The organism is Micropruina sp. (assembly GCF_027492755.1).
Lineage (GTDB): Bacteria > Actinomycetota > Actinomycetes > Propionibacteriales > Propionibacteriaceae > Micropruina.
In genome coordinates this window covers 1-14,496 of sequence record NZ_JAPUED010000041.1, presented here as the reverse complement: position 1 = coordinate 14,496, position 14,496 = coordinate 1, and the positions used below count along the sequence as shown (strand labels likewise).

The window sequence follows — 14,496 nt, the reverse complement described above, 5'->3', positions numbered from 1 at the left end:
GGCCGCCCTGTAAGGCGGGCCACCTGGTCGAGGGATCCAGAGCGTTGGCGTTGAGCAGGTCCCCGGCGTCGGCGTCCGGGAAGAGAGCCGCACGCACACCCCGGGGTGGTGGGCCTGGCCCGCCGCCCTCGTGGCGGTCGTGGCCGTCGGCACAGTCTGGGGCTTGTTCCTGTCACCCAAGGCGAGGGTGCCGCTGCCGCCGGCGGCCGTGCTGGCGATCGAAGCCGCGCTGTTCATCGGTACCGGTGCGGGCCTGGTCGCCGTCGGCTTCGGCATCGCTGCGGTCATCGGTGTGCTGGTCTGGGCGGTCGACCGGATCGCGCTTGCCGTCCTGCGACGCTGAGCGTTCAGATTCGTGGGCGTCCCGCTGCTCACCATCGTGAACGGCCGTGTTCCGCTTGGTGAAGCGATCCCGCACCGCCGAGGTGAACATCCACGCGGCGTAGAGCAGCAGCCCACCGACCACGATCGACACGACGACCGTCCGCGCTTCGCCGGTGAGCAGGGTGGCCACCCAGCCGAGATACGGGATGGCGTACCAGACGGTCCCCTTGACCTGCACCGGCTTCACCGGTGCCAGGTCGGGCTGCGGGTTGGCGTCGCCCTTGGTGGTGAACACCGGTGACCCGTCGGCGAGCAGCATCCGCTGGGTGATGCGGTGTGTCACCAGAGTCGGCTCGCCGCTCTTCAACTGATAGGTGAGCACCTTGCCCGGAACCAGGTCCGCGAGCTCAGTCGGCCGCACCACGATCAAAGTTCCGGCCGGCAGCGTCGGCTCCATGGACGAGGTGCGCACCGTGAGCGCAAGCGAACCGGTGGCCGCGGGCACCACGATCGCCGCCACGCCGATGCCGAGGAACAGCACCAGCAGTGCGCCCAGCAGTCCGGTGGCGAGGGCGCTCAGCATCGGATGCGTCCGGGTGGAGGATGGCGCTCCCGAGGCCTGATCCGGTTCGGGCTGCGATTCGGCGGATCGTCGGGCGGTGCGAGTGGTCACGGTTCCTCCCGGGTGGCTTCATCGTGGCTATGACGGCGCCAGGCGAGCGCGCAGAAGATGATCCCCGCCACGATCGAGGCTCCGCCCACCAGGCCGATCGGCAGCCAGGCGCCCGAGCCGGTGGTCGGCAGCTGGTCCAGTCCGGGATCGGTCGGCGGGGCGGGTGGCTCGGACGGCAGACCGCACCTGCTGCCGGGAACGACCGGTTCAGCGGCCGCGGCGTCGACCAGCACGCCGCGGAGCCGGAATCCGACGGTGCCGCGCTGGCCGTGCCGCCGATCGAGTGCGGCATCCACCCCGGCGGTGAGCCGCAGCCGCAGGTCCTGGCCGGGCCGGAGCACCACGCCGTCGCGCAGCACCGTGCAGCTTCCATTCCGGACGCCGACCTCGATCGTCACCGGCGGTGAACTCTGCCCGCCGGTGTACGCAACGCTCAGTGAGAAGGCGGCAGCGAGCGCGGCATCGTCGGTGTGCGGGTCGATGAGATCGACGCGCAGCACAGCGTCCACCATGGAGTCGTTCTTCACCCAGATCTGCTCGCTGCGGCGGTCACCGGGCACGACCCTGCCCATGCCGGTGAACAGCGGCAACGTGCTGCCGGAGCTGAAGTGGACGCCGTCGCGCGAGACCAGCAACTCGTTACCTGCGGCGGTTGCCGGAAGGACGCTGCCGAGCAGCCCAAGGAGCAGACCTGCCATCGTTGCGGCGACGCCACGAACCGACCTCGCTGTCGACCTCACCACCGCTTAGCCGATCCCCGCGACGGCGGCGACCGTGCTGGTGTTGGTCCGCCTGAGCTGGATGCCGTCCCAGAGCACGTTGGACGAGCCGTCGATGATCCGGAAGGTCGCAGTGCTGTTGTTCGGAATGTTGGTGCGGCCGAAGCTGACACTGGTCGCCCCACTCGCGATGCTGGCGACTGCCGTCCAAGAAGTGCAGGCGGCGTTGGTGCAGCGCTGCAGCGTGCCGCCGGGAATGTTCGAGCCCCCGAAAGTCAGGGTGATCGTGCTGCCGGACGTGGCCATCGTCAGCGGCTCGCGCTCGAACCGGAGCTGTGCGCTGCTGGAGTCACAGGCGACCATGGCGGCAGCGGCGGACGACGTCGCCGTGAGACTCAGGCACAGGCCGGTCACCGCACTGACCAGCTGGAAACGGTTCGCATCGATCTGCTGGACGTACCACCGCTGGGCAGCCGCTCCGGTCGACGAGGTCTGGATGGTTCCGTTGCCGCTGCTGTAGGTGAGGCGGGTACCCATGGCGTGCCGCGGCCGGACGGTGACCAGCGATTGGCTGGTGCCAGCGACCGGAACGAACTCCCAGCGTTGGTTGGAGTCGTTGTGGCAGCCGTAGGAGATCACCGCGGTCCCGGTGCCACCACTGGCGTTGACATCGAGGCAATAGCCGGTGCCGGCGTTCGCTCTCACGGTGTGCCAGCGTGAGAACGACTCGTCGAAGAACCCGGTGGTGAGCGGGTACATGCCGGCGGTCTGCTGTACGTGGCTGGTGCCGGTCGCGGTCGTCGCTACCCAGCCTGCCGCGTTGAGCGAGACGTTGATCGCCGGGTTCGCCTGCTGTGAGCCGCTCGCCGAGGTCAGTTCCTTCCAGTCGGCGATGGTGGTGCGCACGCAGTAGGTGATCGAGGCGCCGGCGGCCAGCGTCGGGGTGAGGGCGGGTGGTGCGGCCCAGGTGCCGCTGAGCGCAGCACCCGGCGGGTTGGTCGCACCGCATGCAGCTGCTGTGGTCGGCCATACCCGGATGGGCAATCCGCTCGCCCACGACTGGGGCGCCGCGATCGTCACCGTGGCGGTGCCGTCAATGCTGCCGGTGTTGGTCACCGTGAAGCTGCCCGTCGCACTCAGTTCGCTGGGCAGGTACTTCTCGTCCATGTCGCCGAAGCCGGCCTGGGTCACCGACACCGATTGGGTACTGAGCGACCCGGTGCCGCCGACGCTGGCGGTGAAGTACGCCCATCCCGCGGTACCGCCGGCGGTCATGACGAACGCGGTGATGCCGGCCATCAGCGCGAGACGATGCCGGGCGATCCATGATCGCGCGCTGCCGGGACTGCTGGGTTTCGCCATCTCAGTTGGTGCTCTGTCTGCCGTTGATGGTGATGCCGAAGCCGAAGCCCTGGCCACTGAGAGTGGCGGGGGTATTGGCCGCAAGTGCGACCTCGAAGCAGAACCAGCGGGTGGCCCCCGCCGCGAGCGAGCCGCCGCCGAGCGTCGCGGAATAGCCGTGCAGCGCCGTCTGAGTGCCGCCCAGCCCCGTGGTGCAGGCGGCGGTGTTGGCGACCTGGGTGATCCGGGCCAGTGCGCGTGAGGAGATCTGCGGAGTACTGGTCGCTTCGATCTCGGCCGCCAGAGTGGCCGGGACATCCCCGGTGTTCTTCACGCTGAACGCCTTGGCCACCGGTGTGTTCGGCGACACCGCGAAGGCGCCGAGCGCCGCCGAACTCGCACCGTTGAGCTGCAGTCCGAGCGTTCCGGCGGTCAGGGACGCCCCGGGCGCGTTCGCGGTGCCGGTGAGAAAGGCGTAGGTGCCGCCGGCACCGCTGAGGCCGATCACCATCGCGACGCTCGCGGCGAGGGTCGCCCGAGCGAGCGCGCGCAGCGGCCGGTTCTGCCGACGGCCGCGTGGCTCATTGCTGGGTGTCATGAATCTCCGTTTTCAGGCGCGGGAAAATCGCGCACAGCCGGGCGGAGAGGTTCCGTCCCGCGGCGCCGATATGCCCGGGGCGGGACAATTCGCCCGCCCCGGTTGTGGCATTACGGAATAGTGATGCTGCCGTCCACCTGAGTGACGGTCAGGGCGAAGTTCGACAGATCGACCGCGCCCGTCTTCGCCGGATTGTCCTGGGTGGGTGAACCCGCCGTACCGAAGGGCCAGCTGATGGTGGCCGTGATGGCGGTGGCATAGCTGCTGCTGGTGTTGCTCTTGTGCTCGAAGGTGTTCCCGCCGGCGCCGACCGGGGTCGCACCGGTCACCGCGAAGACCGCGGAGTTGGTGAGCCGGCTGGCCAGCGCGGTTCCCGCCGCATTGCCGCCGGGCGCTGCAACGGACCCGCCCGCCAGGCCCACCTGGAAGCGCAGGTTCTGACCCTGGGCGGTGATGGTCGCCGGCACGCTGTAGGTGAGCACGTCGCCGGGCACGATGCGGACATCGCTGATGTTGGCAACAGCGGTGGCCGCACCACTGGAGTGCTGGATGTTCCACGTCGGGGTGCCGTTCGCGACGACGGTCAGCGTGCCTGCGGTGATGGTGTTCGACCCGCCGAGGTTCGCGGTGTCGTTCCAGTAGGCCAGGGTTCCGCCGCCGCCGAGTAGCAGCATGACGGCTACACCCGACGCGATGGCACCCTTGGTCGTCTTCTTCACGTTGGTCTCTCTATCTGTTGGGGGTGTGGAGAAATCCGGTACGCATGGCGGCTCGAGGAAAACATCGATCGGAATTCGGCGAGGTTCACTCATCGCGGCTCAAATGCGATACTGAACGTACCTACAGCCGGGATGGGCAGGGTGCACTTCGGCCCGAACCTTCCCCCAAATATTCCCCTTTGTAACCACGGGCTGGACACCACCCCCCACCTGAGAGTTGCCCAATGCTCAGTACCTATGACAATGCCGTCGCGGCGCGCCCGAACGGCTTCAATGCCGGCGGACTGCGGCTTCCCGTCCGGCCCCGTCTGCTCGAACGGCTCGGCGAGGCCGGCACCGTCCCCGGTTCGCAGCGCCTGACGGTGCTCTGCGCCCCGTCCGGCTACGGCAAGACCGCGACCGTGGCTGTGTGGCTGGACGGCAGCGGCTCGCCGCTCGACGTCCGCTGGGTGGGTGACAGCCGCTCCGGCCCGGACGCCCTCTGGCACTCGCTCACGCAGGAACTGGCACCGTTCTCGGGTGGCGTGGCTGCGCCGGGTGACGATCCGGTGCGCGCGACGATCCGGATCGCGGCGGGAGTGACGTCGCCGCTGACCCTGGTTGTCGACGACTATCACCAGGCGACCAGCGCGCAGAACGACAGCGCCCTCGCCGAGCTGTCGGCCGCCTCACCGCTGCTGAGGCTCGTCGTGATCGGCCGCAGGGTGACGCTGCTCGACGGGCCGCTGGTCAGCGCGAAGCTCCGCGTCCTGCGCATCGGGCCGGGCCAGCTCGCGCTCACCCCGGACGAGACGCACGACTTCGCCGCCTCGCTCGGCGTGCCCTCGGACGGGGACCTGCACAACGCGCTCGAGCAAGCCGACGGCTGGCCGCTCGCCATCGGCGCCGCGCTGAAGCTCGGCTCCGACGAGCTGTATCTCGATACCGCCGAAGGGCGCCGCTGGCTCGGTTCGCCCGCAAGCCACGACCTGGACGCCGTCGCCGGCCTCACCGCGTTCGCCCTCGCCTCACTCGAGGTCCTCGACCCGCGACCGCGGCGGATGCTGCTGGCCGCCGCCCAGCTCGACGCGATCAGCCTCGCCCAGCTCGCGCGGCTGCTCGGCACCGGCTCTGAGGAGGCACTCGCCATCGCCCAGCGGCTGATCGAGTCCGGCCTGCTGGTGAAGCTGCCCGCGGCGCACACCGTGGAGTTCCGTTGTCACCGGTCGGTGCAGGCCCCGCTGCGCGACATCGCCGCGCACACCATGGATACCGCCGAACGCGCCGAGCTGTACGGCTGCCGCGCAGCAGAGCTGGAGAGCAGCGATCCCTTCTCGGCCTTCCGGTTGTACTGCGCCGCGGGCCGCTACGACGCGGCCGAGCTCGTGCTCGGCCGCGACTTCGCGGTGATCACCGCCGAACCTGGTGCCCGGGCCCAGTTGCTGCGTGCCGTGCCCGATCAAGCGATGCTCGCGCACCCGACGATCACGTTCGCGCTGATCTTCCTGGAACTGCCCCAGCCCGACGTGTCCGCGGACAGGATCCTGCACCTGGTGCGGATCTGGGCGCGGGGGCTGGAGGACCGGCTGCCGCAGGGCATCGCGACGCCGCCCGGCCCGCTGCACTTTCCGTTGCTCTGCCAGGCGATGGCGGTCGCGAGACTGCTGGAGGGCCCCGAGGCCTCGCTGGCGATCCTGCAACACATCGAGGGCCTGCTCACGCCCAGCCAGGTGGACGACGACCCGACGGCCGCGCCCGAACATGCACCCGTCGCCGGCACACCGGTCTTCAGCGGCTTCCTGCCCGCCTACTTCCACTTCGCCGCCACCACCGCGATCATGGCCGGCGACCTGGACTGCGCACGACGCAATCTGCATCGGCTGAAGCGCCGCTCCGAGCGGATGATCGCCGGCTCCGCCGACGGCCTCACGGGTGGGTCGGACGGCCGCGGCCGGGATGCCGGCAACTGCTGGCTGCTGGTCGCGCTCGGCGGCCTCGCCTTCACCGAGCTGGTCGAAGGCGATATGCGCAGCTGCGCGGCCGCTCTCGCCGAGATGGACGAACTCATCGAGCGCACCGGCGCGGTGGCGCCGAGCATCTCCTGGGCGGGCGCGGAGGTCGCTCGCGCACATCTGTCGTACGAACTGGGCGATCCAGCCCTGCTGCAGCGCGCGAACGCCAGGCTCGGCCCTCTCGGTCCCCACCTCGAATACTGGCCGCTGCTGGTCGTCGCGCAGGCCGCCTGGATCCGGCGGCTCCGCACCACCTGTTCCGCACTGGCCCATCTGCGCGCGGGCCTGGCGGAGATCCCCGACTTGCCGCGGTCCACCCGCGGTTGGTCGGAGTACCTGCTCGGATACCAGGTGATGCTCTGCAGCTCGCTGGGAGATCTGCCGACCGCAGCCGGGCTGCTGGCGACCGCGTCCGGCGACAGCCCGTTGATCCGGCTGGAGCGGGCGCGGCTTCTGCTGTTCTCCGGCGACGACGTGGAGGCGCTTCTCGCCGCGCAGCACGTCGCCCTTCCCGGCACCACGAAACGACAGCGGGTCGACCGCTTTCTGATCAGCGCGGTGGCCGCATGGAGCTGCGGACGGCGCGACGACGCCTTCTTCATGCTGGGCGAGGCGACGGTGCTGCTCGAGCGCCACAATCTGCCGTCGAGGCTGCAGAACGTGCCCTACGAACCGCTGCGGGAGCTCGCCGTCGCAGCCCGGGAGGCGGGCGTCTGTGACCTGATGGAGATGATCGAGCAGGTGCCCGAGCCGGCGCGCGCCAAGCGCTACTACCGGCTCACCGAGATGGAACTGCGCACCCTGCAGGCGATCGCCCAGCACCGCAGCGCGAACAGGGCCGCGACCGAACTCTTCATCACCCCGGGCACGGTGAAGAAGCACCTGGCGTCGGTCTACCGCAAACTCGGCGTGAACGGCCGTGAAGAGGCCATCCTGCAGGCCGGCCGGATGGGCATCCTGGGGTAGGGCAGAACCATGGAGGCAGCCGACTTCTACACCGGGCTCGTCGCTGAGCTGTACGAGCCGCTTCGAGGATCCGTGCCGGAGGCGGCCGAATATCTGGGCCTGATCCGGCGGTTCGGCGAACCCGCGCTGGAACTGGGCTGCGGCGGCGGTGATCCGCTGGTGGAGCTGCGCGCGGCCGGCCTCGACGTCGAGGGTGTCGATTCCTCCGCCGACATCCTGCGGGTCTGCCGCGCGAAGGCACACCGGGCCGGGGTCGACGTGGTGGTGCATCACCAGCGGATGGAGGAGCTCGACCTGGACCGCAGCTATCGACTGATCTTCCTGGCCGGGCCCGGCTTTAACCTGCTCACCGACGACGCCTTCGCGCTGCGGGCGCTGGAGCGGATCGGGGCCCACCTGGCGCCGGGTGGCGTCGCCTGGATCCCGCTATTCGTCCCTGAGCCGCTCACCGCCGAGGAACTCGGCATGACCAGGACCGCCGTCGACGAGCGGGGCGACGAGATCTTGGTGTCGTTCCTGTCCCAGCAACGGGACGAGCTCGCCCGCACGCAGCGGACGCTGCTCCGCTACCGACGCGTGACCGGAGGAACGGCTGAGGTCGTCGACCGGGAGTGGGAACTCCACTGGCACACCAGGGAGGGGTTCGCCGCGCTCGCCTCGCGCGCCGGACTGACCGTCGCCGGCGTGCTCGGTGAGGACGGCTCGCCCGCGGCGCCGTCCGAGACCGAGATCACCGTCGTGCTCTCGAGAGAGTGATCGGACCGACCCGAGGCGAGGGGGCCGAACGCGTTTCCGATTCGTGCTGATCTCGTGACACCCTTCGTTCGGGCGCCCGCTGGTGCATGAACTGACCTGACAGTCGTAGGGAGAAGCACGATGGCCATACCCCTCTCGCCCCTGGAGGTTCTCGGCTGGGAGCTCCGCCGACGCACCATCGGCAAGCGACAGCCGGTGGAAGTGATGCCGACCTCGATCCCGATCCTGACCCGGCGCATCGTGGACGGCGTCCCGCAGCAGCTGTCGAGCACCGATACCTTCGCCGACGCACTGGAGTTCGCCCGCAGCGGTGAGGGGCGGATGTCATTGACGGTGGTGTCGCACCCGACGCCTGAGGTGGTCGCCGAGTTGGCCTCCGCCTGGCAGCTCCATCCGCTGCTGGTCGAGGACCTGGTGCAGGCCGATCAGCGTCCGAAGGTGGAGCGCTACGGCGAGGTGTTGTTCGTCGTCGTCCGGTCGGCCCGCTACATCGACGCCACCGAGGAGGTGGAGTTCAGCGAGTTCCACTTGCTGGTGCAGTCCGAGGCACTGGTCATCGTCTGCCAGGACGGACGCCTGGTCGACGGCACGGTGATCTCCGCCGGCATGGACGGTGGAGACGCGCCACTAGGTGACGGCACGGCACTGCTCAGCAACCCGGAACTGCTTCGACTGGGACCCGAAGCGCTGGTCTATCAATTGCTCGACATCATCGTCGACGGCTACTTCCCGGTGCTGGACGGTCTGCAGACCGACAAGGAACAGATCGAACGCCAGGTGTTCAGCGGTGACGCCGCGGCCGCCGAACGCATCTACCGGTTGAGCGAAGAGGTCATCGATCTACTGCACGCGACCACGGCGCTGTCCAAGGTGCTGCGCCGCCTGCAGGTCGGCGCGAAGAAGTATCAGCTGCCCGCCGAGCTGCTCACCTACCTACAGGATCTGGACGACCATCTCGGCCACGTGATCGGAGAGACCGGCGAACTGCGCGACGCACTGTCGCAGATCCTCAACGTCAACGCCACGCTGGTTGCGCAGCGCCAGAACGAGGACATGAAGAAGATCTCCGGCTGGGCGGCGATCCTGTTCGCCCCCACCCTGGTCGCGGCGGTGTACGGGATGAACTTCGACGTCATGCCTGAGCTGCACTGGACGATCGGCTATCCGATGGCGATCGGTGCCATGGTCGCCTTCGCGCTTCTGCTGTACCTGATCTTCAAGTGGAAGAAGTGGATGTAGCCGGATCGGCAGCGATCAGCTCCGCAAGGCTGAGCACCCCTCACCGGATCAAGCGGGACCCCCAGCGTCGTCATGTCGCGCTCAAAATTCTGTCCCTGGCCGGCTGGCCGAGAGTGCGTTGAGAGTCCGCCGTCCGACACTTCCCAGGTCGGGTTCGGATCGGGGAGGGAGACGGTGATGTACCACACGCAACGAGGACGGGGTCGATGATGACCCGGGTAGGCATGATCGTCGCGCTGGCCGGGGTCGCCACGATGGTCGCAGCGCTCGGCTTCCTGCATCTGGCGCGGACCGGGCTGTCGGCGTTGCGTGACCCGGTGAGCGGCTATGCCCTGACTCGCTACCGCTCGGCCTATACGGTGGCGGCCGGCGCAGCGGCCGTCACCGGGGTGGCGGTCGCGTTGCTCATCTCGCAGATTCCAGGGACGGGTGCCGCGGTCGGCTCGCTGTCCGCGTTCGCCGTGGCCCGGGCACTGATCCCGCTGTTCCCGATGGACGCACCCGGTACAGCCCGATCGGTCCGCGGACGAACCCACTCGATCCTGGCAACAGTCGCCTTCGCGACGGTGACGGCGTCGGCATTCCTCGCCTGGTACCCCCTGGCCGCTGCCGGCGAACAGCTGCTCTGGTCGGTGTCCCTGACTGCCGGTGCGCTGATGGCGATCGGAAGCGTGATCGTGATCACCGGAGCGGCCCACCCGGGCCCGCGTCGCCTGTTCGGTCTCGCCGAACGGCTGATCTACCTCGGCTTCATCGGCTGGTTCGCGGCAGTGGCCGTCGTGCTCGGCCCGGCCTGACGACGCGAGGGCCACCCCGAATAGGGTGACCTGGTGCAGTTTCGCGATCTCGGGGTGTTGCGGGTTGAGATGGACGATCTCGAGGTCGCCCTGCCCGGCCGCCGGATCGCGTCCGTGTTGGCGCGGCTGCTGGCCTCCGTCGGCGAGCCGGTGTCCGCGGACGCGCTGATCGAAGCGACCTGGGCAGACCAGCCCCCGGCGCGCACCTTCCAGGCGCTCGAGACGGTGGTGTGGCGACTGCGGAGCGTGCTCGAGCCCGGCCGTAGCGCCCGAGCGGCCGCGACTGTGGTGCGCAAGCAGGGTGACGGCTATCTGTTGGCGGTGCCGGCCGAGAACGTGGACTCCCGTCGCTTCACGGTGCTGACCGGCCGGGCCAACCAGGCGTTGACTTCCGGGAAAGCACAGGAGGCGCTCGCTCTCAGTGAGGCAGGACTGCTGCTCTGGCGAGGGGAGCCCTACGCGTCGCTGGCGGACGCATCGTGGCTGCCCGCGGTTCGCCAGGAACTGACCGAGCGCCGGCTCGACCTGGCCAGCTGCCATGTCCAGGCACTGCTCGACACCGGCCAGCCGGAGCGCGCGCTGAACGCATTGTTGCCGCTACTCGAGGAGTACCCCTTCGACGAGCGACTCTGGGGCCAGCGGATGCTGGGGCTCTACCGGAGCGGACGGCAGGCGGACGCCCTGGCCGCCTTCGGCACCGCTCAGCGGATCCTGTCCGGTGAACTCGGCATCGATCCCGGCCCGGCCCTGCGCTCGCTCCAGGCCGCCGTCCTCCACCAGTCGCCCGAACTCGATCCGCCGGCATCGCCGGAACGCACCCGGGAGGATGCTCCGCTCCGCCTGCCCAGCCGACGGAACACGCTGATCGGGCGGGACGCGTCCGTGGCCGAACTGGCCGAGCGCATGACGGTGCACCGCCTGGTGACCCTCACCGGACCGGGCGGCGTGGGCAAGACGCGCGTGGCGATCGAAGCCGGCCACCGTCTGCGCACCCGCTATCCGGACGGGGCGTGGTTCGTCGATCTGGCCGGGGTCCGGCCCGACGAGGGTGATGTCGCCCGACTCGGCGAGCTGGTCGCCACCGCCCTCGAACTCGCTCCGCGGGCCGACATTCCGGTCCGTCGGATGCTGGCCGAACACCTCGGCTCCCGAGAGGTCCTGCTCATCGTCGACAACTGCGAGCAGGTGCTGGACGCGGCCCGTTCCCTCCTCGACGAACTGCTGGACGGCGCCCCCGGACTCACGGTGCTCGCCACCAGTCGGGAGCCCCTCGACCTTGCCGGCGAGTCCATCGTCCAGTTGGCGCCGCTCGTTGCCGAGGACGCCGCGGCGTTGTTCGTGGACCGGCTGGCCGGCATGCGATCCGACTTCGATCGGATCGAAGACCGCAACGAGATCTACCAGATCTGTGAGTCGGTCGGGGGGCTGCCGCTGGGCATCGAGCTGGCCGCCGCCCGCGCCCGAGTCTTCGAACTGCACGAGGTCGCAGCGAGCCTGGCCGACGATGTGGCCGGCCTGTCGCGCAGCGGCCGAGGCCCGCAGCGACAGGCCAGCATGCTGGACGCCGTCGACTGGGGCTACCGGCTGGCCCGCCCCGACGAACAGCTCCTGCACCGCCGTCTCGCCGTCTTCTCCGGGTCTGTCACGCTCGAAGCAGCGACCGCGCTGTGCTCGGTGCCGCCGCTGAGCCCCGACCAGGCACCCGGCCTTGTCGCCGGGCTGGTCCATCGGTCGCTGTTGATCTCCACCCGCCCCGCCGATCGGAACGGCGTGACCACCTTCCGCCAGCTGGTGCCGACCAGGTCGCATGCGGCGCGGCTGCTCGACCCGGGCGATCGTGTTGCGGTGCGGGGCGCCTGTGATCGGTGGGTGATCGACTCGGTTCGTCGCGCTCCGCTCGACGGTCAGAGCGGTCAGGCCGAGGCATCCGCATGGATCCTGGCGAATCAGTCGGCTGTCTCAGCCGCGCTCACTTCTAACCTGGTGGATGCCGCGGCGCCGTCCGGGCTGGAACTGCTCACCCGGCTCACCCTGTACTGGTTCGAGCGGGGGCAGCTGCTCGAGGCGGCCCACTGGTATCGCTGTGCGGTCACGGCCGCCGAGTCCGGCGGGTTCACCGGATGCGAGGCCGCGCTGGCCCGGTTGCTCGGCCTGTGCGCGCGGGCGCTGAGCCAGGACCGGGTCGCCGCGGCGCGGATCGCCGACGAGCTGCCCGATCTGGCCGACCCCGCCGAGGAGTCGGCGTCGCTGGTGGGCCAGGCCCTGGTGCTGGCCGCGGTGAGCACGTGGGTGGCGCAGGCCCACGAGGTGGGCTTGCGGGTCAGTCGTGCGGCGATGCGGGTGGGCCGGCGGCACGGTCTGCCGCAGGTTCACATCCGGGCGCGTGCACTGGCGGACATGCACCTGCTCGACTCCGCCGAGCGGGCGGACGCCGTCCTCGACGCCCAACAGATCCTCCGCGACCCGGCGGGCAACGAGTTCGCGGCGTTCGTGGCCGCTTATCTGTGCGCTGTCTCGGCATCGCGCGACGGCGACCACGGCGCCGCGATGGGCTGGGCGGCACGCCTCGCGCAGGCGCATCGCGCGCTGGCCATGCACCCGACCAGTGAACTGCTCGAAGACCTCGGCGGCCTGCTGCACCGCGCCGGACGCCGCAGCGAGGCGGTCCGGTGCCTCGCCGCAGCGTCCTCCCGGCATGCCCGCGACGGCCTGCCGTGGCCGCGGCTGCCAGCCACGACCACGGTCATCGACGAACTCACCCGGTCGATGACGGCCTCCGGCTACGAACGCCTGTGGCGGTCGGGCGAGCGCCTGGGAACCTCACTCGATCCGTCCGTGCTGCTGGACGAATGGTTCCCGGCCACCGGCCCGACCGCCAGCGGCCCAGCCTCCGCGCGCCAGGCGTCCTGACCGCTCAGCCGTTGATGGCTCCCCAGCTGGTGTAGTGGTCGAGAGCGTCGCGGAGGACCGGCACGGTTCCGTTCACCACGTTGCCCGAGTCGACATCGACACCGAGATACTGATTGGTGTACTTCAGCTGCAGGGTGCTGCCTCCCTTCGGATTCCACACCGAGCGCCACAGCTCGTTGTCGCTGCCGACGCACGTCCACTGGTCCACGACCCCGGTGGTGCCGTTGCGCTCCAGGGACTTCCCGGTGGCGGCGTTGACCAGCTGCCCCCAGCCCTGGTCGCCGACGGGCTGCCATTTCCAGTAGAAGTGTTGCTGGCGCGTGGCCTCCGAAAGGGTGACGGTCGCGCCGTCGTCGCCGGCGCCGTCGTTCACCTGCAGCGCCTTGACTCCGGAGGTGCCGAGCTTGTTGAACTGCCAGGTGCCGCCGCTGTAGCTCAGGTCGGGGAATGGCGCCGCGGCGGTGTTGGTGATCGGCGTCCAGGTGGCGGTCGGGTGCCAACCCCATCCGATCGTGCACGCCTCGTAGTCGACGATGTCGTTCTGGTTGCACTCGGCGACATTCCGCCCGGCCGTCGGCACGTTGAAGTTCGCAGCGACGGTCAACTCGGTGCCGTCGATCCGGTAGGTGAGCGAGACATCGCCCCCGTGGGAGTCGTTGCTGGCGTAGCTGATCGTGTCGACCGAGGAGGCGGATTCTTGCCGGTCGCTGCCCGGCGTCAGGGTCTGCTTCGGGGTGGAGGTGAGCTGGCCGTGACCGGGGTCGGCGTCGAGGAGTTCCAGCGTGTAGCGAGTGTGATTGCGGACGGTGATGGTCAATCCGGTCGTCCCTGACTCTGTTGTGCCGAGCGTCGGGGGCAGCTGAACAGTGCCGAACAGTTGGCCCTTGGCGAATCGTTTGGTGCGGGACTGGGCATTGAGCAGTCGCGCGGTGACGGCGCTCAGCCGGATCCGGCTCACATCGGCACCGGTGCGGCCGGGGCTGACTCGGAACACATCGGCGCGACCGCTCCGATCGACCCGTGCGCTCAGCGACCTGGTGTTCAGGTTCAGCCTGAACGCGTCCAGCCGCAGAGTCTTCGCCGACCGCTTGAACGCCAGGCCACCGGAGTGGGTGACCGCCGTCTCGGTCGGGTGCGCGCCGGTGGTCGGGAATGTCACCACCGTCCGTCCCTTGGCGTCGATGTGCTTGGCGGCCCGACCCAGCGCCTTCAACGACACCCGCGCTCGGTGCAGGCGAGTGGCCATCGACGGCGCCACGACGAGCGTCGTCGAGGACTTCGTGGTGGGCTTGGGTACCGCAGTGACTACGGCTCCTGCGGGTGAGGGGTCGGCCAGCGCCGTTGCGGCGCCGGTCGTGCCGAGGCCGCTGACCAGCAGCCCCGCGGCGGCCAGGACGGCCAGCCTGATGCGAGCATTGCGCATGATGGTTCCTCCTGTGAGGTAGGTGTGGTTCGCCTGCCCC

The 14,496-nt window shown here is 69.6% G+C and carries 11 protein-coding genes and 1 pseudogene; 6 read left to right on the top strand and 6 right to left on the bottom strand.

From position 1 onward, the window contains the following. Positions 1-130: 130 nt before the first annotated feature. On the top strand, positions 131-343 hold the full coding sequence (locus tag Q0066_RS17530) for a YrdB family protein (RefSeq protein ID WP_366521492.1): 213 nt from the start codon (positions 131-133) through the stop codon (positions 341-343). Between the two features lie 111 nt (positions 344-454). On the opposite strand, the pseudogene Q0066_RS17525 reads toward Q0066_RS17530, so the two are convergent. The 5 genes and pseudogenes from Q0066_RS17525 to Q0066_RS02650 form a co-directional block, all read right to left on the bottom strand. Beyond that, positions 455-907, bottom strand: a pseudogene (locus Q0066_RS17525) (signal peptidase I); the annotation flags it as partial. Between the two features lie 86 nt (positions 908-993). Further along, a complete protein-coding gene (locus Q0066_RS02665) occupies positions 994-1,695 on the bottom strand; it encodes a hypothetical protein (protein WP_298129790.1) in 702 nt (233 codons plus the stop codon). A 48-nt stretch (positions 1,696-1,743) separates the two neighbouring features. Further along, positions 1,744-3,078 (bottom strand): RICIN domain-containing protein, encoded by a 1,335-nt coding sequence (locus Q0066_RS02660; protein WP_298129789.1) that lies wholly within the window; start codon positions 3,076-3,078, stop codon positions 1,744-1,746. Between the two features lies 1 nt (position 3,079). Continuing rightward, positions 3,080-3,655, bottom strand: a complete 576-nt coding sequence (locus Q0066_RS02655) for a hypothetical protein (RefSeq protein ID WP_298129788.1) — start codon at positions 3,653-3,655, stop codon at positions 3,080-3,082. 110 nt (positions 3,656-3,765) lie between these two features. Further along, a complete protein-coding gene (locus Q0066_RS02650; protein WP_298129786.1) occupies positions 3,766-4,374 on the bottom strand; it encodes an alternate-type signal peptide domain-containing protein in 609 nt (202 codons plus the stop codon). Positions 4,375-4,598: 224 nt separating this feature from the next. Between Q0066_RS02650 and Q0066_RS02645 the strand changes: the two genes are divergently transcribed. From Q0066_RS02645 to Q0066_RS02625, 5 genes are all read left to right on the top strand, one after another. After that, a complete protein-coding gene (locus Q0066_RS02645) occupies positions 4,599-7,331 on the top strand; it encodes a LuxR C-terminal-related transcriptional regulator (protein ID WP_298129784.1) in 2,733 nt (910 codons plus the stop codon). A gap of 9 nt (positions 7,332-7,340) precedes the next feature. Next, positions 7,341-8,087: a class I SAM-dependent methyltransferase gene (locus Q0066_RS02640; RefSeq protein WP_298129782.1), complete on the top strand. Its 747-nt coding sequence runs from the start codon at positions 7,341-7,343 to the stop codon at positions 8,085-8,087. Positions 8,088-8,207: 120 nt separating this feature from the next. Then, positions 8,208-9,326 (top strand): magnesium and cobalt transport protein CorA, encoded by a 1,119-nt coding sequence (locus Q0066_RS02635; protein WP_298129780.1) that lies wholly within the window; start codon positions 8,208-8,210, stop codon positions 9,324-9,326. 206 nt (positions 9,327-9,532) lie between these two features. After that, complete coding sequence (locus tag Q0066_RS02630; protein ID WP_298129779.1) at positions 9,533-10,123, top strand: DUF998 domain-containing protein; 591 nt, start codon at positions 9,533-9,535, stop codon at positions 10,121-10,123. A 33-nt stretch (positions 10,124-10,156) separates the two neighbouring features. Next, complete coding sequence (locus tag Q0066_RS02625; RefSeq protein WP_298129777.1) at positions 10,157-13,033, top strand: BTAD domain-containing putative transcriptional regulator; 2,877 nt, start codon at positions 10,157-10,159, stop codon at positions 13,031-13,033. 4 nt (positions 13,034-13,037) lie between these two features. Here the strand turns inward: Q0066_RS02625 and Q0066_RS02620 are convergent. Beyond that, a partial coding sequence (locus Q0066_RS02620) for an RICIN domain-containing protein (RefSeq protein WP_298129776.1) occupies positions 13,038-14,496 on the bottom strand: 1,459 nt, incomplete at its 5' end.